Origin of the sequence: Streptosporangium sp. NPDC001681 (genome assembly GCF_040298085.1) — a bacterium.
In the GTDB taxonomy this organism is placed as follows: Bacteria; Actinomycetota; Actinomycetes; order Streptosporangiales; family Streptosporangiaceae; genus Streptosporangium.
Genome location: NZ_JBEOZN010000053.1, coordinates 34840 through 59687, shown reverse-complemented (window position 1 = coordinate 59687; position 24848 = coordinate 34840). Strand labels below are relative to the sequence as shown.

Annotated in this window: 27 protein-coding genes; 10 read left to right on the top strand and 17 right to left on the bottom strand. The window is 69.3% G+C overall.

Annotated elements, in window-relative coordinates; all coding sequences use genetic code 11:
• Positions 1–582: NUDIX hydrolase (locus ABT130_RS23870; RefSeq protein WP_350958656.1), on the top strand; the 582-nt coding region annotated here is incomplete at its 5' end.
• Positions 583–629: 47 nt separating this feature from the next.
• On the opposite strand, the gene ABT130_RS23865 is transcribed toward ABT130_RS23870, so the two are convergent.
• The 9 genes from ABT130_RS23865 to ABT130_RS23825 form a co-directional block, all read right to left on the bottom strand.
• Positions 630–1454, bottom strand: coding sequence for an SDR family NAD(P)-dependent oxidoreductase (locus ABT130_RS23865; protein ID WP_350958653.1), 825 nt, complete (start codon positions 1452–1454; stop codon positions 630–632).
• The gene (locus tag ABT130_RS23860; protein ID WP_350923212.1) at positions 1451–1633 is read right to left on the bottom strand and encodes a hypothetical protein; all 183 of its coding nucleotides are present in this window, start codon (positions 1631–1633) and stop codon (positions 1451–1453) included. The genes ABT130_RS23865 and ABT130_RS23860 overlap by 4 nt, the downstream gene beginning before the upstream one ends.
• Before the next feature lie 486 nt (positions 1634–2119).
• A complete protein-coding gene (locus ABT130_RS23855; protein ID WP_350958650.1) occupies positions 2120–3091 on the bottom strand; it encodes an NAD(P)-dependent alcohol dehydrogenase in 972 nt (323 codons plus the stop codon).
• Positions 3088–3318: a helix-turn-helix transcriptional regulator gene (locus ABT130_RS23850; RefSeq protein ID WP_451935880.1), complete on the bottom strand. Its 231-nt coding sequence runs from the start codon at positions 3316–3318 to the stop codon at positions 3088–3090. Before ABT130_RS23850 ends, ABT130_RS23855 begins: the two co-directional genes overlap by 4 nt.
• On the bottom strand, positions 3315–3743 hold the full coding sequence (locus ABT130_RS23845; RefSeq protein WP_350958644.1) for a hypothetical protein: 429 nt from the start codon (positions 3741–3743) through the stop codon (positions 3315–3317). The genes ABT130_RS23850 and ABT130_RS23845 overlap by 4 nt, the downstream gene beginning before the upstream one ends.
• A gap of 180 nt (positions 3744–3923) precedes the next feature.
• A complete protein-coding gene (locus ABT130_RS23840; RefSeq protein WP_350958642.1) occupies positions 3924–5075 on the bottom strand; it encodes a leucine-rich repeat domain-containing protein in 1152 nt (383 codons plus the stop codon).
• Positions 5076–5264: 189 nt separating this feature from the next.
• The gene (locus ABT130_RS23835) at positions 5265–6446 is read right to left on the bottom strand and encodes an alpha/beta hydrolase family protein (protein ID WP_350958639.1); all 1182 of its coding nucleotides are present in this window, start codon (positions 6444–6446) and stop codon (positions 5265–5267) included.
• A gap of 163 nt (positions 6447–6609) precedes the next feature.
• Positions 6610–7323 carry a response regulator gene (locus ABT130_RS23830; protein WP_350958637.1) on the bottom strand — a complete coding sequence of 238 codons (714 nt, stop codon included), beginning with the start codon at positions 7321–7323 and terminating at the stop codon, positions 6610–6612.
• 18 nt (positions 7324–7341) lie between these two features.
• A complete protein-coding gene (locus tag ABT130_RS23825; protein ID WP_350958635.1) occupies positions 7342–8493 on the bottom strand; it encodes a sensor histidine kinase in 1152 nt (383 codons plus the stop codon).
• Between the two features lie 539 nt (positions 8494–9032).
• Here ABT130_RS23825 and ABT130_RS23820 point away from each other — a divergent pair.
• Positions 9033–9857: an alpha/beta hydrolase gene (locus tag ABT130_RS23820; RefSeq protein ID WP_350958632.1), complete on the top strand. Its 825-nt coding sequence runs from the start codon at positions 9033–9035 to the stop codon at positions 9855–9857.
• Positions 9858–10247: 390 nt separating this feature from the next.
• On the opposite strand, the gene ABT130_RS23815 is transcribed toward ABT130_RS23820, so the two are convergent.
• From ABT130_RS23815 to ABT130_RS23805, 3 genes are all read right to left on the bottom strand, one after another.
• A complete protein-coding gene (locus ABT130_RS23815) occupies positions 10248–10844 on the bottom strand; it encodes a dihydrofolate reductase family protein (RefSeq protein ID WP_350958629.1) in 597 nt (198 codons plus the stop codon).
• Positions 10845–10949: 105 nt separating this feature from the next.
• Positions 10950–11681, bottom strand: coding sequence for an SRPBCC family protein (locus ABT130_RS23810; protein WP_350923231.1), 732 nt, complete (start codon positions 11679–11681; stop codon positions 10950–10952).
• Entirely contained in the window at positions 11678–12265 is a 588-nt protein-coding gene (locus tag ABT130_RS23805) for an ArsR/SmtB family transcription factor (protein ID WP_350958626.1), read from the bottom strand. The genes ABT130_RS23810 and ABT130_RS23805 overlap by 4 nt, the downstream gene beginning before the upstream one ends.
• 292 nt (positions 12266–12557) lie before the next feature.
• On the opposite strand from ABT130_RS23805, the gene ABT130_RS23800 reads away from it, so the two are divergent.
• The 5 genes from ABT130_RS23800 (at position 12558) to ABT130_RS23780 (ending at position 18020) form a co-directional block, all read left to right on the top strand.
• Positions 12558–13112, top strand: coding sequence for a YceI family protein (locus ABT130_RS23800; protein ID WP_350923236.1), 555 nt, complete (start codon positions 12558–12560; stop codon positions 13110–13112).
• Between the two features lie 380 nt (positions 13113–13492).
• On the top strand, positions 13493–14608 hold the full coding sequence (locus tag ABT130_RS23795; RefSeq protein ID WP_350958623.1) for a hypothetical protein: 1116 nt from the start codon (positions 13493–13495) through the stop codon (positions 14606–14608).
• A gap of 34 nt (positions 14609–14642) precedes the next feature.
• Positions 14643–15809 carry a toxic anion resistance protein gene (locus ABT130_RS23790; RefSeq protein WP_350958621.1) on the top strand — a complete coding sequence of 389 codons (1167 nt, stop codon included), beginning with the start codon at positions 14643–14645 and terminating at the stop codon, positions 15807–15809.
• Positions 15806–17404: an extracellular solute-binding protein gene (locus ABT130_RS23785; RefSeq protein WP_350958618.1), complete on the top strand. Its 1599-nt coding sequence runs from the start codon at positions 15806–15808 to the stop codon at positions 17402–17404. The genes ABT130_RS23790 and ABT130_RS23785 overlap by 4 nt, the downstream gene beginning before the upstream one ends.
• Positions 17391–18020 carry a hypothetical protein gene (locus ABT130_RS23780; RefSeq protein ID WP_350958615.1) on the top strand — a complete coding sequence of 210 codons (630 nt, stop codon included), beginning with the start codon at positions 17391–17393 and terminating at the stop codon, positions 18018–18020. The genes ABT130_RS23785 and ABT130_RS23780 overlap by 14 nt, the downstream gene beginning before the upstream one ends.
• A gap of 62 nt (positions 18021–18082) precedes the next feature.
• Here the strand turns inward: ABT130_RS23780 and ABT130_RS23775 are convergent, their stop codons facing one another.
• Positions 18083–18670: a TetR/AcrR family transcriptional regulator gene (locus tag ABT130_RS23775; RefSeq protein WP_350958613.1), complete on the bottom strand. Its 588-nt coding sequence runs from the start codon at positions 18668–18670 to the stop codon at positions 18083–18085.
• Between the two features lie 82 nt (positions 18671–18752).
• Here ABT130_RS23775 and ABT130_RS23770 point away from each other — a divergent pair, with 82 nt between their 5' ends.
• Positions 18753–19802, top strand: a complete 1050-nt coding sequence (locus ABT130_RS23770; protein ID WP_350958610.1) for an FAD-dependent monooxygenase — start codon at positions 18753–18755, stop codon at positions 19800–19802.
• 122 nt (positions 19803–19924) lie between these two features.
• On the opposite strand, the gene ABT130_RS23765 is transcribed toward ABT130_RS23770, so the two are convergent.
• Positions 19925–20686 carry an SDR family oxidoreductase gene (locus tag ABT130_RS23765; protein WP_350958607.1) on the bottom strand — a complete coding sequence of 254 codons (762 nt, stop codon included), beginning with the start codon at positions 20684–20686 and terminating at the stop codon, positions 19925–19927.
• 104 nt (positions 20687–20790) lie between these two features.
• On the opposite strand from ABT130_RS23765, the gene sigJ (ABT130_RS23760) reads away from it, so the two are divergent.
• Complete coding sequence (gene sigJ / locus ABT130_RS23760; protein WP_350958605.1) at positions 20791–21675, top strand: RNA polymerase sigma factor SigJ; 885 nt, start codon at positions 20791–20793, stop codon at positions 21673–21675.
• Between the two features lie 245 nt (positions 21676–21920).
• On the opposite strand, the gene ABT130_RS23755 is transcribed toward sigJ (ABT130_RS23760), so the two are convergent.
• A complete protein-coding gene (locus ABT130_RS23755; RefSeq protein ID WP_350958602.1) occupies positions 21921–22763 on the bottom strand; it encodes an SDR family NAD(P)-dependent oxidoreductase in 843 nt (280 codons plus the stop codon).
• A 62-nt stretch (positions 22764–22825) separates the two neighbouring features.
• Here ABT130_RS23755 and ABT130_RS23750 point away from each other — a divergent pair, with 62 nt between their 5' ends.
• The gene (locus ABT130_RS23750; protein ID WP_350958600.1) at positions 22826–23233 is read left to right on the top strand and encodes a winged helix-turn-helix transcriptional regulator; all 408 of its coding nucleotides are present in this window, start codon (positions 22826–22828) and stop codon (positions 23231–23233) included.
• Positions 23234–23385: 152 nt separating this feature from the next.
• Here the strand turns inward: ABT130_RS23750 and ABT130_RS23745 are convergent, their stop codons facing one another.
• Positions 23386–23826, bottom strand: coding sequence for a carboxymuconolactone decarboxylase family protein (locus ABT130_RS23745; protein WP_350958597.1), 441 nt, complete (start codon positions 23824–23826; stop codon positions 23386–23388).
• A gap of 89 nt (positions 23827–23915) precedes the next feature.
• On the bottom strand, positions 23916–24776 hold the full coding sequence (gene sigJ, locus ABT130_RS23740) for an RNA polymerase sigma factor SigJ (protein ID WP_350958594.1): 861 nt from the start codon (positions 24774–24776) through the stop codon (positions 23916–23918).
• Positions 24777–24848 lie beyond the last annotated feature (72 nt).

Sequence of the window (24848 nt, the reverse complement as noted above, 5' to 3'; positions counted from 1 at the left end):
GTGCCATGCGGACCATGGCCGCATGGCACCCGCCACCTCCGGCGGGAGCGCACCCACACTGTGCGAGGTAGAGCCGAGCAGGTCGAACCCGTGGCACAGGGGAAGGACGGGGACCGGCAATTGCCTTCTCTCGCGGTCGACGACGCCGGCAACGAGCTGACCGCCTTTCACCGCGGCGCCGAGGCCGTGCCTCCCGGCGACGCCCCGCTCCCTCTCGCCCTGGTCGCCCTGTGGTCTCGCGGCCGGTTGCTTCTGGTGTTCAACCGCTACCGCCAGAAGTGGGAACTACCGGGCGGAATGATCGATGCGGGAGAGACGCCACGCCAGGCCGCCGTGCGTGAACTCCACGAGGAGACCGGCTTCCACATCACCCGGCTGATCTTCTCCGGGTACGCCGAGTATGTCCTCGGACCCGAACGACGCACCGAGTACGCGGCCCTCTACCAGGCCGACGAAGCCGCGCCACACGGCGCGTTCACCCCCGACGACGAGATCGAGGACATCGTCTGGTGGCACGGGCAGGAACTCCCCGGCCGCGTGCAGAACCTCGACACCACGCTGGCAGCACTTTCCCGGCTGTGAGCTTTCCGCAGGAGCGTCAGTGATGAGCCAGGCGGTCGAAAAGGGTCTCAGCCGACCCTGGCACTCTGGCCTCCGTCGACCGGGAGCAGGACGCCGGTGATGAAGCGGGCCTCCTCCGAAGCCAGGAAGAGGGCCGCGTTGGCGATGTCCCATGCCGTACCCATGCCGCCCTTGAGCGGGACCCGCTGGTGGCGACGGGCCTCGTAGTCCTCCCTCTCCTCCTTGTCCATGCCGTACTCCGTCGCGCCCAGGTCGACGCCGATCGGGGTGTCGATGAGGCCCGGCATGATGGCGTTGACCCGGATTCCGTAGCGGGCGTTCTCCAGGGCCATCTGCTGGGTCGCGGCGTTCATGGCCGCCTTGGACATCTTGTAGGTGATGGGCGGATTGCCGGGAGAGGGGTTTCCGGCAATGGCCGCGATGGAGGAGATGTTGGTGATCACACCACGCTCGGCGGCCCGCATCACGGGGAGCACCGCCCGGGCCATCAGCAGGATGCTGCCAGAGTTGATCATCATGTTCCGTGCCCAGTCGTCGGGCTCGACGGAGGTGGGAGAGCCGTCGCCGATGGCCACGCCCACGTTGTGGTGCACCACGTCGAGGCGGCCGAAGCTCTCGACGCAGGTGGCGACCGCGGTCGACCAGTCGTCGGCCACCGACACGTCCCCCTGGACGGTGACCGCGGTTCCGCCCTGCTCCTCGACCAATCCCGCCGTGACCAGCATCGAGTCCAGGTCACGGTCGATGAGGACGAGTCTGGCGCCCTCCCGGGCGAAGATCAGTGCCGTCGCCCTGCCGTTCCCGATCATCTGGCCGGGAATCTGTCCGGCCCCGGTGATGATCGCGGCGTACCCCTCCAGCCGGCCGGTCACGAGGCACCCGCCAGGCCGGGGTCGATCTCGACGCCGAAGATGTTCGGCGCCATCGCCGTCATCGTGTAGAAGCCGACGGTCATCGGCACCCGGTCACCTCCCACGGCCAGCCCGTCGAGCAGGCGTCGTGCCTGCTCGCCCCTTTCGCCCTCGGGCAACGGCGGAATACGTGTCGTCATGCCGTTACTCGTGAGTGTGTTCTGGTGAGCGCGCCCCCAAACAGCCCACGCCTTACGACATGAGCGTTCTCCCTTTCGGGAGTTCCCGCTTCACCGCCAACCGCCCGGCCTTACGGCCTGGTCTCACATCGGCTCCACGAGCGTTCAACGTCTCCCGCAACTCTGGGCGACATGACCGCGAGCACGATCAACACCCCAGGAAAGCGAAACCCTTGCCGGCTACGACAAGACCACGACCAACCGACCGCATCACTACCCTGAGTACGCAGAGCATAACAGAGTGTACTCACGACCGAGCGGCTATCAGCCCTTCGATTGATCGTGGCGCTGATTCCCCCGAGCGTGTGCGGAGAACGATGAAGAGCATCCCCAGACACTGGAATCCAATTCGGAGATCCCGCGATCACGTCGAGCACCGGCCGGCGATGACAGCCCTCGCGGCAGGGGCAACGGCGCGTTGAAAGGCGCGCCCCCGCCGGTCACATCTCACACGGTGATGACGACCTTGCCGCGCGCGTGCCCCTTCTCCAGATACCGGATGGCCTCGGGAACCTCGCCCAGCGGGTACGTCCTGTCGATGACCGGCGTGATCTTGCCCGCCTCGATCAGCTCCCTCAGCAGCCGAAGGTCCTCCGCACGCGGCATCGAGAAGAGCCCGCGCAGCCGCTGCCCCACGAACGGTGCGAGCATGAGCGCCCGGAGCTGGCGATCGTTGCCTCCGATCCACCGCCCTCCCCGCTCGCCTCCGACGATGACGAGGGTTCCCCGGGGAGTGAGGGCACGCCGGAGGTGTGACAGCGGGCGGTTCCCGGCGGTGTCGAGGATGAGGTCGTAGTGGCGCGCCCGGTCCGCGAAGTCCTCGCGGGTGTAGTCGATGACGTCGTCGGCGCCGATCGATCGGACCAGGTCCGCCTTGGTCGTGCCGCACACGCCGGTGACCTCCGCGCCGAACGCCTTGGCCAGCTGCACCGCGAACGTCCCCACGCCTCCCCCCGCACCGATGATCAGGACCTTCTGCCCCGGCTGCACCCTCCCCGCCTCGCGAAGACCCTTCAGGGCGGTGCAGGCCGAGACCGGAACGGCCGCCGCCTGCTCGAAGGTGAGGTTCGCCGGCTTCGGCGCGAAGCTGTCCTGCCGGGCGGAGGCGTACTCGGCGAAGGCTCCGTCGCAGGTGCCGAACACCTCGTCACCCGGTTTGAACCGGGTCACGTTCCCGCCGACCGCCTCGACGCGCCCCGCGACGTCCATCCCCCGGACCCGGACCTTGGGCCTGCGGAACCCGAAGCCCATGACGCGCGCCAGATACGGCAGACCTGTCATGAGATGCCAGACGCCCGGATCGACGGCGGCCGCGTGCACCCGTACGAGCAGGTCGTCGTCCCCCATCACCGGCCTGTCGATCTCCCTGAGTTCCAGGACGTCGGGGGAGCCGTACCTGTCCTGGACGATTGCCTTCACCGTGTCTCTCCTTCACTGTCCGCGTACTGGAAGACATCGTCGAGCGAGACGTCGAACACCCGGGCGATCTGAAAGGCCATCTCCAGCGAAGGCGAGTAGCGGGCCTGCTCGATGGCGATGACGGTCTGGCGGGTCACGCCGATGCAGTCCGCCAGCTCCGCCTGCGTCATCTCTCCGTGCGCGAACCGGAGGGCGCGGATCGTGTTGGTGACCCTGGTCGGCTTCACCACGGCCAGAAGCCCCGGCGGTAGGCGAAGATCTTCGCGATGGATCCGACGACCGCGGACAGGACGAACATCAGATAGACGACGTTGGCGATCCAGAAGTGGTCCAGCTCGGCCAGCGACACGCCGAGCGCCGCCACCCCGCCGATGACGACGAACGACTGGCCGGTGTACTCGCCGAATCTGTAGATCTCCCGGTCACGCTGGTCCTTCTTGCCGGCGTCCTTGGGTGAGGCGATCGCGACCGCGATGCGCAGCACGATCGACACCACGATCGCGGCACCGATGCTCCACAGCATCGTCGACACGTACGGGACCTCGGTGAGCGGGACACCGTCCGCTCGCCCCAGAACGAGGACGAGGTAGGCCGCGTACCCGCACACCGCGACCACGCCCATGATCCAGGCGCTCTTCTCTTCGGATGACATGCCTCGAATGTAAGGCAAAGCCAACATCGTGTCTAGTTTTCTTAACATCACTCCGCGGCGGCCACCCCGAGGACACGAACGCCGTGCCCTCGTCCGGGCGCAGCAGCCCGCCGGCCATGGCCGGCGCGGTCGTCTTCCCCGCTCCGTTCGGGCCGACGCTCGACCGGAGGCGGCGGGAGATCAGCGGTTGCGGCTCGCCAGGAAGCGGCGCCACTGCGGCGAGGTCCGGGCGAGCAGGCGCAGGGAGGCCGGGACCGTGGGCTGCGGGTCGTTGTCGCCGAGACGGAGGGTGGTCAGCGCGGTGAGGTCCGGGAACCATTCGGGGACCTCCGCCAGCCGGTTGCCGCGCAGATCGAGCTCGGTCAGCGCGGTGAGGTTCCGCAGCGGCTCGGGAAGCTCGGTCAGCCGGTTGTCGTGCAGGTCGAGCTTGGTCAGGCCGGTGAGGTCGCCCAGCGACCCGGGGAGCTCGGCCAGTTCGTTGCCCCACAGGTAGAGCCAGGGGATACCAGTGAGGTTACCGATCGACTTCGGCAGGCTCGTCAGCCGGTTGTCCCACAGGCCGATCCTGGTGAGCGCGGTGAGGTCGCCCAGCCACTCGGGAAGCTCGGTCAGCCGGTTGTCCTGCAGTTCGAGCCTGGTAAGCGCGGTGAGGGCGCGCATCGACTCCGGCAGGCTGGTCAGCCGGTTGGTTTGCAGTTCCAGCTCGGTGAGCGCGGTGAGGTTGCCGAGCCAGTCGGGAACCTCCTCCATGTGGTTGTAACCGAGGCGGAGCTCGGTGAGCGCGGTGAGATTGCCCAGTGACTCGGGAAGGCCGACGGGCGGCCGGCAGTGCGTCACGCCGAACGAGGTGAGCGCGGTGAGGTCGCCCACCCAGTCGGGAATGTCGAACGGCTCCCAGCCGCCGCTCAGGGAGAGCCTGGTGAGAGCGGTGAGCTTTCGCAAGGAGTCGGGAAGCCCGGTCAGCCGGAGGCCGAACAGGGAGAGGCCGGTGAGAGAGGTCAACTCGCCGAGCCACTCGGGAATCCGAGCCAGCTTGTTGTGGCCGAGGTCGAGTTCGGTGAGGGCGGTCAGGTTCACCAGCCGTTCGGGGAGCCCGGCGAGGTTGTTGTAGGACAGGCGGAGCCGGGTGAGACCGGTGAGGTCGCCCAGCCACTCGGGAAGCTCGGTCAGCTCGTTGAAGGTCAGGTCGAGCTCGCGCAGCTGCGTCAGGTCCCTCATCCGCTCGGGCAGCTCCGTCAGCTTCAGCCCGCTCAGGCTGAGCACGGACGCCCCTTCCCGCCCGCACCTGTTGATCCGGGTCAGGGCGGCCTTCGAACCGTTCTTGACCGCCATTGAGAGATCCCCTTTCCGAGGCGAACGAAATGATCGGGGTGACCTGGGCGGCTCACCGGCGAGAAGCCTAGGGACGGGCACTTGCGGATGGCTTGTGTCCATCTCTCCGAGCCGCACCGAACCCTTCGTGCTCCGCGCGACCAGGCTCGGGTCGCGTCCGACCGGCGCCTCTTCACACCGCGCCTGCCACTAGCGGGTATGTCTCACCTCGGGGAAACGCCTGGAGGGACCGTCCAGCAGATGACCGCGGTGGCGCAGGTGCAGGTCGAAGAAGGCCCGGGGATAGGCGCGCTGGAAGGCCAACGCTCTCGCGGCCGGAATGGTGCCCACCAGTTCCCGGAGCTCCTGGTTGGACAGTTTCAGCAGTGGCGCGACCAGGGGCAGGATGAGCGCGTCATCGCCGAAGGAGTTGTGCGCGGCTCCGTTCAGGGTCAGGTTGAGCCGCCAGCCGCGCAGGTTCGACCAGAATTTCCGCAACTGGGGGTTGGTGGCCATGCCGCCCTTTCCTGGCGTGTCCACGACGAGGTACGGCCGGTTCAGCCCGCCGTCGACGACCGGCCCCAGCGCGGCTCCGTCCAGGCCCATCCCGGCTTTGATGCGCTGGTCGGCGTACATGGCGGACGAGGTGGCCGCTCCGCCCAGAGAGTGGCCGAACATGCCGATCCGCCGCAGGTCGAGGGCACCGCGCAGCCCCGTGGGGAGCTTCCTGCGGTCCGCGTCGGGATTACCGCCGGCCTGGAGCGCGGCCAGCTGGTTCAGCACGAACCGGGCGTCGTCGGCGCGTACCTTCGCGGCCTTGTCGAAGTCGGTGATCTCCCCGTCGGGGTTCACGGTGACCCGGCCACCGGGGAACTCCACCACGGCCGCGTCATAGGTGTGGTCTATCGTGACCACCGCATACCCGTGGCTGGCCAGGTCCTCCACCACACCGGTGCCGAAGGACCGTGAGGCGTTGGCGCCCGGGGAGTACAGCACGACCGGCAGCCGGCCGAGACGCCGGTCGACGGGTGCCCCCTCGTGGCCGCTGGTCCGGCCGAACGTCACGCTGCCGGGTGCCAGTCCCAGGGAGCCGAGGTAGCGGTCGGTGGCGGCGCGTGGCATCCACGGGGCGAGGGGGCGCTTGCGCACGTCGCGTGCCGGATACCACAGGCTGACCATCAGCTCGCGCTTTTGCAGGGCGCCCACCCACGGCTCCGTCCTCGACTCGTCGACCAGATGCAACGAGACCGTGCCGATCTTGTACGGTCCGGAGGGTTTCGGCAGGGTGAATCTCACCGGTTCGGTGTCGGCCGCCACGGAGGCGCCTGCGGTCGCGGTTACAGAAAGCGTGAGCAGCGCGGCGACGAAGACCGCGACTCTTGTTCTGATCATGCTTCTACGGTTCCGTACGGCTTGGTCCCTGACCTCGGCCCGCGGCATGGACTTCGGGTCAGCCCGAGACAGGACGGCGGTGCTCGGCCATCGGGAGAGATCAGCCCGCAGCACTACGTCCTTGGTCGGAGCAGTGGGGCGAGGTCCGCGCATCCCGCAGTGGTCAGCGGCCGCTCGATGCACTGACCAGCCCGCTCTCGTACGCGGCGATGACGAGGTGGGCACGGTCGTGGGCGTCGAGTTTGGCCATCAGGCGGCGGATGTGCGTTTTGACCGTGGCCAGGCCGACGCCCAGCCGTACGGCGATCTCGGTGTTGGTGAGACCACGGGCGATCAGCAACAGCACCTCGCGCTCGCGATCGGTGATCCGGCCGAGGTCGACGTTCGGCGCCCCGGGGTCGCCGGGCGTATGGCGGGAGAACTCGGCGATCAACCGCCTGGTCACCGTGGGCGCCAGCAGTGCCTCACCGGCGGCGATCACGCGCAGGGCGGCGAGCAGATCGCCCGGACGGGTGTCCTTGAGCAGGAAGCCGCTGGCTCCGGCGCGGAGCGCGGCGTAGACGTACTCGTCGAGGTCGAAGGTGGTGAGGATGAGGACCTTCACGTCGGCGGTGACGGGGTCGGTGCGGATCCTCCTGGTCGCCTCCAGGCCGTCGAGGTCGGGCATGCGCACGTCCATCAGGACGATGTCCGGCCGTAGCCGCCTGGCCAGGTCGACGGCGTCGCGCCCGGTGCCCGCCTCACCGACCACCGCCAGGTCCGGGGCGCTCTCGATGAGCAGCCGGAACCCGGTGCGAAGCAGATGCTGGTCGTCGGCCACGAGCACTCTGGACGCTCCGCCGCCGGATCGTGCGCCTTCGTTCGTGATCGCGCCCATCAGGTGATCTCCTCCTGCTCAAGGTGCCGGGACGGGCAGACGCGCCTCCACGACGAACCCGTACCCTGGTCGCGGACCGGCCGACAGCGTCCCGCCGTACAGGGCGGCCCTTTCCCGCATCCCGGCCAGGCCCTGACCGCCACTCCCACCGGGCGGTGCCAGGGGGCGAGGGCCGGACGGGCCCTCGTCACTGACCACGACCATCACCTCGCCGGGCTCTCCGGGCGCGACCGTGACCTGGCAGCGCGTCGGGGCGGCGTGCTTGATCACATTGGTCAGCGCCTCCTGAACGATCCGGTAAACCGCCGGCCCCACGCCTTCGGAGACGGTCGGCTCCAGGTCGACGCGGAGGTCGACCGCGACTCCGGCCGCCCGCGCTCCGGCGGCCAGGGCCGGGATGCCGGCCAGCCCCGGAGCGGAACCGATCCCGCCGGTTCCCCCGTCGCGATGGGTGGAGGCGGGGGCGGGGCGCAGCGTGCCGAGCACGAGGCGCATGTCGGCGAGGGCGGCGTGGCCGGTCTCCTCGACCAGGGCGAGCGCGCGCCGCGCCTCCTCGGGATGAGTCTCCGCGACGTGGTTGGCGATGGCCGCTCTGACGGTGATCACGCTCAGGCTGTGCGCGACGACGTCGTGCAGCTCGCGGGCGATCCGCAACCGCTCGTCCGTCACGGCCTGGCGTGCCGATTGCCGGATCGCGCGAGCGGCGTGCGCCCGCTGCTCGCGTACGGCCATGCCCACGGTCCAGGACAGGCCGAGCAGCAGCCACGCGAACGCGGTCAGCGACAACGCCTGTGCCCATGACGATTGCCGGGAGCCCACGGCCGCCACTACCAGCAGGGAGACGACGAGCGCGACGACCGCGGGCCGCCGAGGTTCCGAGAGCGCCACCATGTGCAGCGCCACCGCCACGACCAGGTACGACTCGCTCTCACCTGCGAGCCCGGCGAGTGTCGCGGCGGCGAGCACCCAATAGAACACGGGACCGGGCCACCTCCTGCGCACGGCGAGAGGCAGCCAGGAGGCGAGGAGCAACGGCACCGTCACGACCCTGCCCTGTAACAGCGCCGCGGCGGAAAAGCCCGCGCCGAGCAGCACCGCGGCGGCGGCGTCCAGGGCCACCCAGTGGCCGGGACGCAGCCGCCGAGCGATCAGCGGACGCGGCTCGGACACGGAGCAACGCTATAGGCGCAGCTCATCGAAGGGATCGTCCCGAAGTACGTCATCTCCTGGGCGGAGTTCATCCGCCGGGATGAGCCGTGCCGTACGGTCCTGGGCTGACCCGGTGTCAACATCCGCGCTTCCGGCTCCAGGTTCTTACAACCGCCGGCTCCGGGTACGCCGGGCCGGTCACACCGCCGCCGTCGAGTGGGAAGGCGCGCCGCCGACCCATCGGGGTGCGCCGGGCCGGGACCATGCCCGTTGGATGGTCCGGTGGTCGATCACGGCGATGCCCTCTCGCTGAAGGAGTTCGCGGGCCTTTGGCGACGTGTCGCAGTTGACGATGAGCACCCGGGCATCGGGCGGGAAACCCGGCAGCTCACTCGACCGAACCGAGAACATGGCGGGCTCGAAGGCAGGTTTGTCCATTGACGACCCCGGGGCCCAGGATCGATCTCACCGTTAATGGCTGTACCGCCGCTACCTGACCTCGGTAGCATCCCGACCGGCGCTGCCCCGGCGCTTCGCAACGTGAGGGAGCGAGAACGGTCATGGGCTTCGGTGAAATCCGCGAAGCGAGCTTCCAGTCGACGTCGACAGGCACCCGCGTCGACTACCGCGTTCTCACGCCGCCGTCCTGGCGAGACGGCGAGCGGCTGCCACTGATTCTGCACCTGCACGGCGCGATGTCATCCTCCGCGTCGCTCGATATGGCCAAGCCGCTCTACGACGACGGCTGGACACGCGACGAGCTGCCTCGGGCCGTCGTCGCCTGCCCGAGCACGCCGACCCACGGCGGCTTCTACATCGACCATCCCGACGGTCCGTCCTGGGAAACACTCGTCGCCGACGAGTTCCCGCAGCACCTCGCGAAGGAGCACGGTCCTCTCGCCCCGGAGACGGCGGTCATCGGCGCCTCGATGGGCGGGTACGGCGCCCTCAAACTGGGCTTCCGGCACCCTGAACGCTACCGGGCCGTCGCCGCGCTCTCACCGGCGATCTTCCCTGGCGAACGGATGGACAAGGTGCCCGACGAGAACCTTCCCGGCGTGTTGCGCGACCTGCACCTGACCATGGGCGCGGGAGCGAACGACCCGGCCGCCTACGCGCACAACAGTGTCTACGGCCGGCTCCGCGCCAATGTCGACGATCTGCGTCGCCACCGGCCTGCCATCCTGGTCGACTGCGGCGGCGCCGACGAGTTCCGGCTGCAGGACGGATCCGAATACCTGCACCGATTGCTGTGGGACCTCGATGTGGCCCACGACTATCGGGTGATGGCGAACGCGGGCCATGTCGGACCGGCCGCGGTCCTCAGACAGGCGGACGCGCTGCGCTTCATCGGCCGCGCGTTGAGCAGTCCGCCGACGCATTGACCGAATGCCTTCACCGTCTACACCTATGACCGTCGCGGCCGGGGCGAGAGCTCCGACACCATGCCGCACGCGGTCGCCCGCGAGGTCGAGGACCTCCAAGCCCTCATCACGCGGGCCGGTGGCGAGGCATACGTCCATGCTGTCTGCTCCGGTGCGGCTCTCACCCTGGCGACCGCGGCGGCCGGCCCCGGCATCACCAGGCCGGCGTTCTACGAACCGCCGTTCATGGCCGAGGTCGGAGACGGCACTCGGACCAGACCCACGACGTGGCCCCGGACGCGATCGTCCCCGTACTCGTCGAGTTCTTCGGCGCCTGACCGTGCGGTCCCCGGCCCAGGGCTCCCCGGCGGCGATCGGGAATCCGCGCTACAGCGGCACCGTCGCCCCGGCCTACCCCTCGGCGACCGGCCGGTAGGTGCACACGTGCACGCCCTTGTCGCTGATGACCGTGGAGGCCAGTTCGAACGTGCGCGACGCGCCGTCGTCGGGGAAGATCGTCTTTCCGCCACCGAGAAGCACCGGCGTGATCATGAGTCGGAGCTCGTCGACCAGGCCCTCGCTCAGCAGGGTGCGCGCGAGCGTGGGGCTCCCCATCACCACCAGATCGCCGCCGTCGCTCTCGTGCAGCTTCCTGATGTCGGCGACGGCCTCGTCGCCGGGGATGCGGGTGGTGTTGTTCCAGGTCAGCTCGTCGTCGCCCAGCGTCTTGGACACGACGTACTTCGGAATGGAGTTCATCCGGTCGGCGAACGGGTCGCCGGCCCGCTCGGGCCACGCCGCGGCCATCGTCTGCCAGGTGCGGCGCCCGAACAGCAGTGCCCCGGCCTTGGCCACCGCGTCGTCGAAGGCGCCGCCCATCACTTCAGCATCGAAGAACGGGTGCGACCAGCCGCCGTGGGCGAAGCCACCGTCGGTGTCCTCGTCGGGTCCGCCCGGCGCCTGCACGACGCCGTCCAAGCTCATGAACTCAATGATCACGATGCGCATGGGACTGGCTCCTCTGGGGTTGCGTTGCTGGTTTCCGGCGCCGCTGATCTGGTCGCGGCGCGAGGGATGAAGGTGTTACCTGACGGGCTGACCGGGACCGGCCGGTCAGCCGAAGTGCTCGGCCATCCAGGTGTCCCACGCGGACTGCTCGTCACGGCCCGCGAAGTTCTGGTGACCGAGCACGAGGGCGTCGCCGCGGTCGGTACCGGAGTGGATGAACCGGTACAGGCCCTCGTCCGTCCGAACGCCCAGGTTGACGGGCAGGTTCGCGTAGTAGACGACCCCGGCGGAGCCGTCCGGGAGACGGACGTCGTCGCCCTCGGCGACGTCCTGCGTGACGCCCAGTTCCTGGGTGACGGTCTTCCAGACGGCGTCCGGGCCGCCCACTCCGGGCCGGAAGGCCGTGGTGACCGATGGGGTGCGGCCGATGAAGTGCGCGAGGTACTGCTTGAGGGTCTCCTGGTAGATGGGCCAGCCGGCCTGCATCGCCTCGAACTCGGTCTCCCAGTCGTCGCCGAGCATGCCACTCTGCACGATCCGCAGCACGGTCGTGCCGCCGCCACGCCCCTCGATGAGGTATTCGAGCGCCATGAACCGGCCGTCGGGGGCCGGCGCGCCGCGGGTCGCCAGGCGGGCGCCCGGCTCGTAGGCGGTGATCGTGGCCTGCTCGGTGTGGCCCAGCATGGTCAGGTTCGCCGGGCCGCCCTCGGCGGTGCCTATCTCGGTGCGTCCCATGAACCAGGAGTCGACGCCCGGCCCGGTCGCGATCGCGTCCCAGACCTGCTCGGGCGTGGCGCTGAGCTCGATCTCCTGGCTCAGCTCGAACGGGTGCGTCATCGGGTTTCCTTCATGCTCGGGTGGACGGCGACGACGATCCGGTGGTCGCGGCCGTGCTCGGCGGACTGGTCGTGGTACTTGGACACCAGGGTCGTGACGGCCCCGGCAAGCTCCTGGGCGAACGCGGCCCGGTCGGCGGCCGAGGCGAAGCGCACCTCGGTGTCGATCGCGAAGGTCGCGACGCGTTTGCGCGCCTTGGCGGCGCCGGCGATGAGCGCCCCGACGTCGCGGACCAGCCGGGCCGCGACGGCCAGCAGCCAGCCGGCCGACAGCTGGTCGGGAGAGCGGGCCGGGTCGGGCTCGACGGACGCCAGCGCGACCGGGGAGATCACGTAGGAGGCCGCGGTCGCGCGCATGATGCGCTCGTTGACGTTGCCCTTGCGCCGCTCCTCGATCATCTCGACGAGCCCGTGCGCCTCAAGCGTCTTGAGGTGGTAGTTGACCTTCTGCCGGGGCAGGCCGACCTTGGTGGCCAGCATGGTCGCGGAGGCGGGCTCGCTCAGCTCGGCCAGCAGCCGGGCCCGGATGGGGTCCAGCGAGACCTCGGCGGCGGCCGGATCCTCGATCACGGCGATGTCCTGCATGACCACAGGCTATGACCGACAAATTAACTTGTCAAGGAAGTCTTATTTATCGGTACACCGGCCTTGCCGGGCTCGGGTCCCGGCGAGCCCCCTACCGAGGTCAGGGCAGGACCGCGCCGGGCCCTCTCCCGGAACCCGCCGGCTCCGTACGCGCCGAAGGTTGGATCGCACCTACCCGACCCCGCCCGCGAGAGGCGACAGGCGGCCAAAAATGCGCCGGTTCCGGTTCTGGTATTCGCCATGCCGATGTACGTGCCACGGTGAGCCTTCGGGTGCGAGATAGCCTGACGTGGTGGGCGTCACCTCTGGTAGCTACACGTTGGGCCCCGAGTCCGGCCGGCTCATCGTCAATACGACCCGTACCGGGCTGGGCGCGAAGGCCGGCCATGACCTCACCATCGAGGTCACCCGTTGGCACGGCGATGCCACGATCGACGTCGCCGATCCGGCCGGCTCCTCGGTGACCGTCGAAGTCGACGCAGGGTCGTTCGAGGTCCGGGAGGGAACCGGTGGCATCAAGCCGCTCACGGACTCCGATCGTCGGGAGATCAAGAAGAACCTTCAGGAGAAGGTCCTGCACGTTGAGCGTCACCCGGCGATCACGTTCCGATCGACACGGATCAGCGGAACAGCGGAGTCGTTTCGCGTCGAGGGCGATCTCACCATCGTCGGCGTCACCCGGCCCGTCACGCTCCAGGGCCTGCTGACCGAGGACCGCGTACGCGGCTCGGCGACCATCGTGCAGACCCGGTGGGGCATCCGGCCCTATTCAGCGTTCTTCGGCACACTCAAACTCAGCGACGACGTCGAGGTACGGTTCGACGCCGGTCTCTCCCCGGGGCGATGACTCCGAGCATGCGAGCCCGATGGCCCGGTCTTCAGCCCTTGATCGAGATCGTCCACGGGTGCCGGTGAGGCCTCACCCCGACGCCGACTTCCCGGGTTCGGGCCTGGGCGAGCCGGTGGGAATCGCTGCCGGTCTCGATACCGGGCCGGACGGTCAGGACGCGGCGCTCAAGGTGTGCGGAACCAGGAGACAGTGACAGCCGGGGTCAAGATGCCGCGGTAGGTGACGGCGCACCTGTCTTACTTTATGGCGAGAAGATGAATGAAAGCTGAATTGTCAGCGCATCATGGATGCCTCACTTCGCCCTGTCGTCATATCTCACATAATTCAATATAGAACGCTGTTTTATCGCTATATGGGGCAAGCCTTCGAGGGATCACATGAAGCGTTGGATCGGCGTCGGGCTGGCGCTGCTCCTCGGCGCCGCCGTAGTGGCGGCGATCGTGGTGGGCAACCGTGGCGGCGGCGCGGAGACGCGGGAGCTCACCCTGGTCCGCGGGGTGATCGGATCGGAGAAGAAACCGTTCTTCGACGATCGGCGGGTGCGGGCGGTCTTCGCCGGACACGGCCTCCGGGTGGAGGTCGACACCGCCGGATCACGCCAGATCGCCGCCTCGGTGGATCTCAAGAAGTACGATTTCGCGTTCCCGTCCAGCGCTCCGGCGGCCGAGAAGATCAAACGTGACCAGGGCGCCACCCGCACGTTCGCGCCGTTCTCCTCCCCCATGGCGATCGCCACCTTCAAGCCGATCGAGGACGTGCTCGCCAAGGCGGGCGTCGTGCGGAACTCCGGCCTGGGCTACCCGGTGTTCGATATCAAGAAATATCTGGATCTGGTGGCCAAGGGCACCCGGTGGGACAGGCTGCCGGGCAACACCGCCTACCCGGCGCGTAAGCGCGTCCTGCTCACCACCACCGACATCCGCACCTCCAACTCCGCGGCGATGTACCTCTCGATCGCCGGCTACGTGGCCAACGGCGACGACGTGATCACCTCGAACGCGCAGGGCTCCAAGGTCGCCGGAGCCGTCGCCCCCCTCTTCCTCGACCAGGGATACTCCGAGACCTCCACCGAGGCTCCGTTCGAGGACTACCTGGCTCTGGGGATGGGGAAGACACCCATGGTCATGATCTACGAGGCGCAGTACGCCTCGCGCCTCTTCGCGGGGGACGGCTTGATCCGCCCCGACATGCGGCTGCTCTACCCCTCGCCCACGGTCCTCAGCAAGCACACGCTCGTACCGTTCGGCGCGCAGGGCACCGAGGTCGGCCGGCTCCTGCAGGAGGACCCGGAACTCGGGCGCCTCGCGGCCCTGTACGGCTTCCGCACCGCCGACGCCAAGGCGTTCGACGACCTGGTGGCGAAGGCAGGGGCTCCGCTGCCGGCCGGCCTGATCGACGTGGTGGAGCCGCCCGACTACGAACGGCTGGAGGGCATGATCACCGCGATCGACAGGCTCTACCGATCCGGCGTGGTTCCCTCCCCCACCCCCTGACCTCGCCTTCCCACCGTTTCGAGGAGAGACCACCGTGAGCGATCTCGTGCTCAGCCCGCCGGAACCCGTGGCCAAGGTGCCCGTGGAGAAGGCGGCCACCATGCTGCCGGTACCGGAGGAGCGAGGCGCCGAACTGGCGGAGAAGGCAGGTGACTTCGCCGAGGAGCTGAGCGGCCTGGACCCGCGGTCGCCGGAGTTCACCCGCAAGGTGCACGACATCACCTCCATGGGTGACTCGGAGATCCGGGCCTCCTCCCAGGTGGCGAACCGCATGCTGAAGCGTCCGGTGGCCGCACTGACGTCCGCCAGGGGCGAGGGCAGGGACGCGCAGGCGGCGGTGGCCGGGCAGCTGACCGCGCTGCGCCGGACGATCGTCGACCTCGACCCCAAGCAGGCGTCCACCCCGGCCAAGAAGCTGCTGGGACTGATCCCGTTCGGCGATAAACTGCGCGACTATTTCGCGAAGTACCAGTCGGCGCAGCGGCACATCGACGACATCATCCGCGCCCTCAAATCTGGGCAGGACGAGCTGCGCAAGGACAACGCGGCCATCGAGGGCGAGAAGGCCAACCTGTGGGAGTCGATGAAGCGCCTGCAGGAGTACGCCCTGCTCGCCGCCGCCCTCGACTCCGCGGTGGAAGACAAGATCATGCATGTCGAGGCGGCCGACCCGGAGAAGGCCACCGCCCTCCGCTCGGACGCGTTGTTCGGCATCCGGCAGAAGCACCAGGACCTGCTGACCCAGCTCGCGGTGTCCGCCCAGGGTTACCTCGCGCTGGATCTGATCCGCAAGAACAACCTTGAACTGATCAAGGGCGTGGACCGGGCGACCACGACGACGATCGCGGCGCTGCGCACGGCCGTGACCGTGGCGCAGGCTCTCGCCAACCAGAAGCTCGTGCTCGACCAGATCACGGCGCTGAACACCACCACCTCCGACCTGATCGTGGCGACCAGCGAGATGCTGCGTACCCAGGCGGCCGACATCCAGACCCAGGCGGCGTCCACCACGGTCGACATGGACGCGCTACGCAAGGCGTTCGACAACATCTACACCACCATGGACATGATCGACACGTTCAAGGCCAAGGCCGTGGAGAACATGGCGATCACCGTGGACAGCCTGACCGTCGAACTCGACCACGCGCGCACCTACCTGGAACGCTCTCGGCACGGCGACGAACAGGCGCTCCCGCGATGAGAGCACGAACGGGTTCTCGCCCGATCAGGCGGGCGCTCGCCGCGCTGACCCTGCTGGTGGCCTCGGCCGCGTGCGGCGGGGCCGACACGCCGGCCACCCCCGTGGACGGTCCCGACGTGCTCCGCGTCCTCGCGGGAAGCGAGATCGGCGACCTGGAACCGCTGCTCAAGCGGGCCCGGGACGCGATCGGCGTGCGGGTCGCGCTGTCGTACGCCGGAACGCTCGACGGAGCCGACCAGGTGGCGAGCGGTGGCGCGGACGGGCAGTACGACGCGACGTGGTTCTCCTCCAACCGCTACCTGTCACTGATCGACGGGGCGACCGCGCGGCTCTCGACCCAGACCAAGGTCATGGTCTCGCCCGTACTGCTCGGGCTGAAGGCCTCCAAGGCCCGCGAGCTCGGCTGGGACCGCAAACCCGTTACCTGGAACGACATCGCCTCAGCCGCGCGCGCCCGCGAGTTCACCTTCGGCATGACCAGCCCCGCGGCGTCCAACTCCGGGTTCTCCGCGCTGGTCGGTGTGACGGCGGCGCTCTCCGACGCCGGGGAGGCGCTGGACAAGGCCCAGATCGACGCGGCGACGCCCAGGCTGAAGGAGTTCTTCTCGGCGCAGACGCTCACCTCCGGCTCCTCCGGCTGGCTCGCGGACGCGTACGCCAGGCAGGGCGAGGTGGACGGGCTCGTCAACTACGAGTCCGTGCTGCTGGGCCTCAACGCCTCCGGCAGGCTCTCCGAGCCGCTCACGCTGATCTACCCGAGCGACGGGGTGGTGACGGCCGACTACCCGCTCACGCTGCTGAGCTCCGCGACACCGGACAAGAAGGAGCTGTACGGGAAGCTCGCCGCCTGGCTGCGCACCCCGGAGATCCAGCGGGAGGTCATGACCACGACCCACCGCCGGCCGATCGTCCCCGAGGTCGGGCCGGACCGGCGTTTCGGGTCCGCGTCACTGGTGGAGCTGCCCTTCCCCAACCGGCGCGACGCGGCCGACGAGCTGATCGGCGTCTACCTCAACCAGGTGCGCAGGCCGTCGCGGACGCTGTTCGTGCTGGACACCTCCGGTTCGATGGAGGGCGAACGGATCGACGCGCTCAAGCAGGCGCTGACCGCCCTGTCCGGCGCCGACACCTCCGTCAGCGGATCGTTCTCGCGCTTCCGCGACCGCGAGACGGTCACGATGATCCCGTTCAACACGACCCCCGGCATCCCGCAGACCTTCACGCTGCCCGACCGGAACCCCGAACCGGTGCTCCAGCGGATCCGCTCGTACAGCGAGGCGCTGCGGGCGCACGACGGCACGGCGATCTTCGACAGCCTGCGGGCCGCCTACGAGGAGGCCGGGTCGTCGGCATCGGAGGACTTCACCTCGATCGTGCTGATGACGGACGGCGACAACACCGACGGCAGCTCATACCACGACTTCGCCGGCTACTACGCGTCACTGCCCGCGAAGTTCCCGACCTTCGTCGTGCTCTTCGGCGACAGCGACGTCAACGAGATGAGACAGATCGCCCAGCTCACCGGTGGGGCGACCTTCGACGCCCGGAAGGGGTCGCTGGCCGCGGCTTTCAAGGAGATCCGTGGCTACCAGTAGTCCTGGCGGCCGTATCCTCGCCTACGCCGGGTCGACCAGGAACATCGCCGGATGCGCCCTGGCACTCGTCGGGGTGGCCCTGGTCTTCCTCGACCTCGCCGGGACGTTCTGGCCCGTCGTGGTCGCCGGGTTGTACGGCGTCGGGGCGCTGCTGGCCCCGGCGGACCGGGTACGTCTCACGATCTCGCACGCGGAGGTGGAGTCCCGGCGGCTCCACGCCGACCTGGACACCCTGCTGGCCAAGATCGGCGGGAACCGGTTCCCCGACGACGTGGTGGCGAGAGTCGGCGTGCTCGCCGAGGTGGTGCGCGACATCCTCCGGCGGGCGGACGCGCTCACCTCCGCACCCGACCACCTGCACATCGTGTCGCAGACGATCAGGGACTACCTGCCGTCCAGCCTGGAGACGTACGCGAACCTGCCCCGCTCGTACGCGCTCACCCGGCGCGGCGAGCGGGAGCGCAGCGCCCACGAGGAGCTGCTCGCCCAGCTCGACCTGCTGGACACCCAGCTGCGCAAGGTGGCCGAGTCGGTCTACCGAGGCGACGAGCAGGCCCTGCGCGACCAGGGCAGGTTCCTCCAGGACCGGTTCGGCGGCTCCGGCCTGGACCTCTGACCGCCTGACGTCTCCGGCGACAGCTGCGGATCCGGCAGGTGCGGGCGTCGTACGAGGTCCGGTCAGGCCGGGCGCGGATATGTCGTGTCGATGAGGTCGCGCAGGAAGGCGTCGAGGTCGTCAAGCCCGTAGGCCTTGAGCACCTGCGGCGGTTGGGTGAGCAGGTAGGTCAGCGCGGTGCTGACGCACATGGTCACGATGGCGGCGCCGCGTGGGGTCGCCGCCAGCCCGGCGGCCTGCTGAACTCGCAGGTGCAGCGCGAGGTCCGCCTGGTTGAGCTCGGCGAGAGTGGCCTGCACCTGCGGCCTGCGCGCGGCCTCGGCGTGCAGTTCCAGGTAGGCCAGGACCCGTGACCGGTTGACGGTGACCGCACGGTCGAGCAGTTCGCGAAGCAGGCCGACCAGCTGCTCGCGCCCCTGGATGCCCGCCGTACCGGCCTGCTCCAGGTCGGCCCAGTAGCGCTGCACGCAGCGCTCGGCGGCAGCCTGCAGCAGGGCGTCACGGGTGGCGAAGTAGTTCTTGGCCGTGCCCTCGGGCAGGGTGGCCTCGTGATCCACCGCCCGATGGGTCAGGCCCCTGCCGCCTTCGCGGGCCAGTACCTCGATGGCCGCGTCTCGCAGCCGGTCGCGACGCTCGCGGTTCTGCACCATGCCGTTCATTATCCGGGCTTGCCTGAATCACCACACTAGTGGTACCACAATTGTGGTGAATCGGATGGAGGGGAATCAGAGCATGAAAGCGACCGCCGTCATCGTCGGTGCCGGGATCGGCGGACTGGCGACCGCCATCGGGCTGCGCATGGCCGGATGGGAGGTGACCGTGCTCGAACGCTGGCCGCGAATCGTCTCGGCGGGCACCGCCCTGGGTATCCGCCCCGATGCCCAGGCCGCGCTCGACCGGCTCGGCCTGGGCGAGGAGCTGCGCCGCCGTACGGTGCCCTACCGAGACGCCCTCATCCGCGCGCCACACGGACGCCACCTGGCCGACCTGCCGCTGAGGCGCATCGAGCGCCGGGGCGGCTCACCGGTGCTGATGATCTCGCGGGTCTCACTGATGGAGATGCTGCTGCGGGCTGTGGGCGAGACGACGATCAGAACAGGAACGCAGATCACCGATCCGGTGACGCTGCACGAGGAGCACGCCCTGGTGGTCGGGGCGGACGGGCTGCGCAGCGCGGTGCGCGCCGCCTACTTCGACGCCGCCCCCCGGCCCCGCTACAGCGGGATCGTGGCCTGGCGCGGCGTGACCGGCTTCGAGCCGCCCAGCTTCGGGGAGACCTGGGGGCCGGGCCAGGTCTTCGGCATCACGCCCCAGGAGCCCGGCTCCACCAACTGGTACGCCGCGGTGGCCACGCCGCAAGGGCGAAGGGAGAGCCTCGACGAGTTGCGCGCCCGCTTCGCCGGCTGGCACGACCCGATCCCGCGCGTCCTCGCCGAGGCCGGAGAGGAGACGGTACTGCGGCACGAGATCCATGACCTGTCCCCACGCCTGAGATCCTTCGTCACCGGCAACGTCGCCCTGGTCGGCGACGCCGCGCACGCGATGACCCCCTCCCTCGGCCAGGGCGCCTGCCAGGCCCTGCTGGACGCCGCCGCCCTCGCCGACCTCCTGGCCGCCCCAAGGACCCCGGCGGACGTGGCGATCGCGCTGCGCGCCTACGACGCCCGGCGTCGCCGGCCCGCCCAGCGCCTGGTGACCATGTCGCGCTGGATGACCCGCCTGGCCGGCACCGGCCGCCTGTCCGGCGCTCGCAACGCGCTGCTACGGGTTCTGCCCGGCTGAACGCGGGCATCGCCGCGGGGCTCGACCGCGTGCGACCGGCCGCGACGACACTTCGGCAGGAGTCGTGACCGAGTCGATCATCGCAGTCTCACGCCACCACGACATCGGGCACCATCGATCCGCTACCGCACCCGTTCGGCCAGGAAGTCCTCCCAGGTCCGCTTGCCCACAGTGGCCCCCTCAAGAGACAGGTTCTCGCCGGCCCGGTACGCGCGGCCCACCTTCCCCGGCATCCGGACCGGCATCATCAACCGGCGCCTGCCGCACGCCCGCAGGTATCCGCGGCTCAGCTCGGCCATCCCGTACACCTTCGGCCCGGCCAGGTCGGGCACCCGACCGGCCGGGCCGCCGAGCGTCAGCTCCACCAGCCGGGCCGCCACCTCGCGCGGATCGACCGGCTGGAACCGGAGCCCACCCGGAACCGGTATCACCGGCAGCTTCGCCATCGCCTGCACCACTTTCAAGGCCAGGTCATGGAACTGGGCGGCACGCAACGTCGTCCAGGGCAGGCCGGAGTCGGCCACGGCCCGCTCCGCGGCCAACTGGGTCCTGAAGTATCCCAACGGCATCCGGTCCGCCCCGATGACCGAGATGTACACCAGGTGCCGCACCTCGGCCCGGGAGGCGGCCCGCACCAGGTTCCGGGTAGCCTCGTCATCGCCCTTGGGGCCGCCCGCGAGGTGCAGGACGGTCTCGGCCCCGTCCACCGCGGACTCGACCCCCTCGCCCTTGAGCAGGTCGCCGGTCACGTACTCGATGCCGTCCCCGGGCTCGTGGCCGCGCCGGCTGAGCACCCGTACCTCGCAGCCGGCGTCCCGCAGGAGCGGTACGACGAGGCGTCCCAGCGTGCCCGTGCCGCCAGTGAGCAGGATGGGTGACGTCATGGCTTCTCCAAACTCGTTCGGTCCGGGAGTCGATCTCCCGGTCACATCGGCCAGCTTTCGCGGGTCTACCGCTGTGACACCTCATATGGAAGGAATGTGACTCGATGGACGAGCGCGAATGGCTGACGGAGCGTTTCGAGGAACACCGGACTCATCTGCGGGCGGTGGCCTACCGGATGCTCGGCTCGGTGAGCGAGGCCGATGACGCCGTTCAGGACGCCTGGCTGCGGCTCAGTCGCGCCGACACCGGCAGCGTGGAGAACCTCGGTGGATGGCTGACCACGGTGGTGGCGCGCGTGTGCCTGAACACGTTGCGCTCGCGCGAACGGCGCCGCGAGGACCCCCTCGACCTGCGCGTACCCGACCCGATCATCAGCCGTGAGAACGGGGTCGACCCCGAGCACGAGGCGCTGCTGGCCGACTCGGTCGGGCTGGCGCTCCTGGTGGTGCTTGAGACCCTGACACCGGCCGAGCGGCTCGCGTTCGTGTTGCACGACATGTTCGCCGTACCGTTCGAGGAGATCGCCCCGATGATCGAGCGGTCCCCGGCCGCGGCGAGGCAACTCGCGAGCCGCGGGCGCCGCCGGGTGCGGGGGCAGGCCCCGGCACCCGACCCCGACCTCACCCGCCAACGTGAGATCGTCGACGCGTTCTTCGCCGCCGCCCGCGACGGCGACTTCGACGCGCTCGTCGCCGTGCTCCATCCCGACGTCGTGCTGCGCTCCGACGGCGGCGTCGCGCGTGCCCGCCACACCGTGGTGATCTCCGGTGCGCGGACCGTGGCCGAACAGGCGCTCACCTTCGGGCGGCTCTCCCCGTTCGCACGCCCGGCGCTGATCAACGGATCCGCCGGAGTCGTGGTCGCCGCCCAGGGCCGGCCGCTGTCCGTCATGGCCTTCACCGTCACGGACGGAAAGATCGTCTCGATCGAGGTACTGGCCGACCCCGAACGCCTCCACGAGCTCGACCTGACGGTCCTCGACGACTGAACCATCCGGTACGGAGGCGTCATCGCGATCTACTCGGCCCGGGACTCCCGGTTCCCTACAGGCCACCAACCCAAGTTGTCATCCGAGACGTCGGCATCACGCCCCAGGAGCCCGGCTCCACCAACTGGTACGCCGCAAGGGCGAAGGGAGAGCCTCGCTGAACGCGAACGTCGCCGCGGGGCTCGACCGCGTGCGAGCGGCGGACAGGCTGTCACGGGCACCTCATGAGAGATCTTCGTGCGGGTTCAGCGGCCGCGGAGCAGGCTCTCGGTGTAGGCGGCCAGGCGGGCGGCAGCGTCGGGGTCGAGGGTCTTCAGGGACTTCTCGACCGGCTTGCCCCGGTCGATCGCGCAAAGCGGATCCGCCGGCGGTCGATCGATCCACTGGACGATCGGCTGGACCGCGTCGGCCACCGGGCGGGCGAAGAATTTCGCGAGCAGTTTGAGCGATCCCCGGACCACCGGATTCGGGTGGCCGTCGACCCCGCTACGGGTGAATCCAGGGTGATAGAGAACGTAGCGCGCCTTACTCCCGGCCTGGTCGGCGAACATGACACCCAGCAGGTCGTTCGCCCGGCCGGCTTGAAGCTGGGCACGCACCTGACCATAGCGGCGCGTCAATTGGGGATCGTCCCAGTAGATCTGGCCCGCGGTGTTTCCGACACCGGCGACGTTGATGATCACTGGGTCGGGGCTGGCATCGAGCAGCGGGCGCAATCGGTAGCTGAGCAGATAGCGGCTCAGGTAGTACAGGGCGAAGGTGGACTCCAAGCCATCCGCGGTCTCCCTGCGCTTCGGGTTCACCCGGTTGGCGAACAGCGCCAGCGCATCGACGGTGTCGTGTTCCTCGCCGATATGAGCGATCACCCGCTCGGTCTCAGCGATCGAGGACAGGTCCGCCCGCAAAAACCGCAGGTTCGGATGCCCGGCCTGATCGAGCAGAGCACGTCCCTTGGCCTCGTTGCTGCCGATCACGGTGACGTGGTCACCCCTCGAAAGCCGTTCCAGGGCGGTCGCGCGGCCCATACCGTCGGTGCCACCACTGATGATCACGGTCTTCGATGGTTGGCTCGGCACGGGGTCCTCCATAGGCTCGACAGCAACTGGTCCATCGTGAGCCGTCCCGCCGCAGACCGAAAGAAGGCAGTTTCATGTCCGGTACGAACACCGGTGTTCCCTCGGTACTCGCCCACGAGCTGCCTCGCCCGGTGCCGGCCGACGAGCTCGCCGCGTGCCCGGTCGGTGATGTGTTCCGGCGCATGGGCGACAAGTGGAGCATGCTGCTGGTGGTCCTGCTCGGGAGGCGCCCGCACCGGTACAACGAGTTGCACCGTGCCATTGAAGGCATCAGCCAGCGCATGCTGACCCGCACGCTGCGCAGTCTGGAAACCGACGGGCTGGTGCGGCGCGAGGTGCACCCGACCGTGCCGCCCAGCGTCGAGTACAGCCTGACCCCACTGGGGCACACCCTGCTCCAACCGCTGTCGGCACTGGCGGACTGGGCGGTGCTCCACGAGGCGGAGGTCAACGAGGTCCGATCCCGCCACCTCGGCACCTAGGACCTGCTTGAGCTCACGTTCGAGGTCGAACTCCTGAACGGCGGCACAACACCCCGGGCCCCTCGCCAGGGCCCGGGGGTGCTCTGACCGATCCGAACGAGACGGCCCAGGTCACCCGGGAGTCCCGGCACGCGACGACATCGCGCGCCCCGTCAGCTCCGCTTCGGAGGGCGCGTGTGCGTGGGCGCCGCGATGCGGTTCAACAGGTTGATCTGCGCCACCTGGGCGACCAGGTACCCTGCCTCCTCCGGCTTGAACGCGGCGGCCACCGCCTCCCAGACCTCGTCCGACACGCCGTCGGGCCGCTCCGTGGCGGCCTCGGCGTAGGCCAGCGCGGCCCGCTCGGCATCGGTGTACAGCTCCGACTCCCGCCAGGCGGACAGCTGGTAGATCCGATCCTGCTTCTCGCCGAGTCGCAGCGCCTCGTGGACGTGCATGTCGATGCAGAGGAGACAGCCGTTGATCTGCGAGCTACGGATCTTGACGAGCTCGCGGATCGTGGCGTCCAGCGGCCCCTTCAGCATCGCCTGCTCAGCCTGGATGAACGCCTTGTAGATCTCGGGCGCCACCTCGGCGACGTTCAAACGTGACATCGTACTTCCGCCTTTCTCGATCTCTTCTCCGGTTCTCACCAGGGAGACGAGATGGCACCCGCCGATGTGACGACCTTTGCCAGAAAAAGTCAGCGCACCGGAGCGATGTGCATAAGCTTGTCCGGATTGAGCACCCGCCGGATCGCCAGGATCCGGCCGTCGGCCGCGACGTCGAAGGTATCGACCAGGACGATCCGCTTGTCTCGGTACGCCACCAGCGCGAGCTCCCCACCCACCTCGCGGGGAACGAGCGGGAAGAGCCCCCACCGCCCGGCCACCCGGGACAGCACCATGGCGATCCGCTCACCACCGGAAATGACCTTGCGCGCGGCGGAGGCCTTGCCGCCGCCGTCGGTGACGTACACCGCGTCGGGATGCAGGAGCTCGACCAGGGCCTTCAGGTCACTCGCCTCGTACGCGGCGCGGAACGCCGTGAGCACCCGCTCGCGCTCCGGGCGACTCGCGCGTGGCTGCTGCTTCGTCGCGGCCACCCGGCGCCGCGCCCGTGAGGCGAGTTGGCGGCCGGCCGCGGGAGTGACGCCGAGCACCCGGGCGATGCGATCGAAGGGCACCTCGAAGACGTCGTGCAGCACGAACGCGACTCGCTCGGGCGGCGTGAGCCGATCCATCACGACGAGCATCGCCATGCTCACCGACTCGTCGACGAGCACCGGCTCGGCGGCGTCCGGACCGGTCAGCAACGGCTCGGGCAGCCACGGGCCGACGTACGTCTCACGCCGCACCCGTGCCGACCGGAGGATGTCGTAGGACCTGCGGGCGGCGACCGTCACCAGCCAGGCCCGCAGATCCTCGACCCCGGACAGGTCGGCACCGGCCGCGCGCAGCCAGACGTCCTGCGCCACGTCCTCGGCGTCGCCGGCACTACCGAGCAGTCGATAAGCCGCCCCGAACACCGCCGGCCGGTGCTCGGCCCACTCTTCCTCGGTCACACGCAGACGCTACAAGCAGCGCCGCCGCCCTGCGCATCCGTTGCCCAGGCCCCGAGACAGTCGCCCGGAGTG

What these genes read in the sequence shown, in the direction of transcription:
- ABT130_RS23795 (WP_350958623.1), top strand. Translation starts at nt 13,493, where the DNA reads ATGAAGCGTTGGATCGGCGTCGGGCTGGCGCTGCTCCTCGGCGCCGCC.
- ABT130_RS23775 (WP_350958613.1), bottom strand. Translation starts at nt 18,670, where the DNA reads ATGGTGCAGAACCGCGAGCGTCGCGACCGGCTGCGAGACGCGGCCATC.
- ABT130_RS23770 (WP_350958610.1), top strand. Translation starts at nt 18,753, where the DNA reads ATGAAAGCGACCGCCGTCATCGTCGGTGCCGGGATCGGCGGACTGGCG.
- ABT130_RS23765 (WP_350958607.1), bottom strand. Translation starts at nt 20,686, where the DNA reads ATGACGTCACCCATCCTGCTCACTGGCGGCACGGGCACGCTGGGACGC.
- ABT130_RS23815 (WP_350958629.1), bottom strand. Translation starts at nt 10,844, where the DNA reads ATGCGCATCGTGATCATTGAGTTCATGAGCTTGGACGGCGTCGTGCAG.
- ABT130_RS23785 (WP_350958618.1), top strand. Translation starts at nt 15,806, where the DNA reads ATGAGAGCACGAACGGGTTCTCGCCCGATCAGGCGGGCGCTCGCCGCG.
- ABT130_RS23755 (WP_350958602.1), bottom strand. Translation starts at nt 22,763, where the DNA reads ATGGAGGACCCCGTGCCGAGCCAACCATCGAAGACCGTGATCATCAGT.
- ABT130_RS23835 (WP_350958639.1), bottom strand. Translation starts at nt 6,446, where the DNA reads ATGATCAGAACAAGAGTCGCGGTCTTCGTCGCCGCGCTGCTCACGCTT.
- ABT130_RS23805 (WP_350958626.1), bottom strand. Translation starts at nt 12,265, where the DNA reads ATGCAGGACATCGCCGTGATCGAGGATCCGGCCGCCGCCGAGGTCTCG.
- sigJ (WP_350958605.1), top strand. Translation starts at nt 20,791, where the DNA reads ATGGACGAGCGCGAATGGCTGACGGAGCGTTTCGAGGAACACCGGACT.
- ABT130_RS23860 (WP_350923212.1), bottom strand. Translation starts at nt 1,633, where the DNA reads ATGACGACACGTATTCCGCCGTTGCCCGAGGGCGAAAGGGGCGAGCAG.
- ABT130_RS23745 (WP_350958597.1), bottom strand. Translation starts at nt 23,826, where the DNA reads ATGTCACGTTTGAACGTCGCCGAGGTGGCGCCCGAGATCTACAAGGCG.
- ABT130_RS23845 (WP_350958644.1), bottom strand. Translation starts at nt 3,743, where the DNA reads ATGTCATCCGAAGAGAAGAGCGCCTGGATCATGGGCGTGGTCGCGGTG.
- ABT130_RS23750 (WP_350958600.1), top strand. Translation starts at nt 22,826, where the DNA reads ATGTCCGGTACGAACACCGGTGTTCCCTCGGTACTCGCCCACGAGCTG.
- ABT130_RS23820 (WP_350958632.1), top strand. Translation starts at nt 9,033, where the DNA reads ATGGGCTTCGGTGAAATCCGCGAAGCGAGCTTCCAGTCGACGTCGACA.
- ABT130_RS23810 (WP_350923231.1), bottom strand. Translation starts at nt 11,681, where the DNA reads ATGACGCACCCGTTCGAGCTGAGCCAGGAGATCGAGCTCAGCGCCACG.
- ABT130_RS23840 (WP_350958642.1), bottom strand. Translation starts at nt 5,075, where the DNA reads ATGGCGGTCAAGAACGGTTCGAAGGCCGCCCTGACCCGGATCAACAGG.
- ABT130_RS23830 (WP_350958637.1), bottom strand. Translation starts at nt 7,323, where the DNA reads ATGGGCGCGATCACGAACGAAGGCGCACGATCCGGCGGCGGAGCGTCC.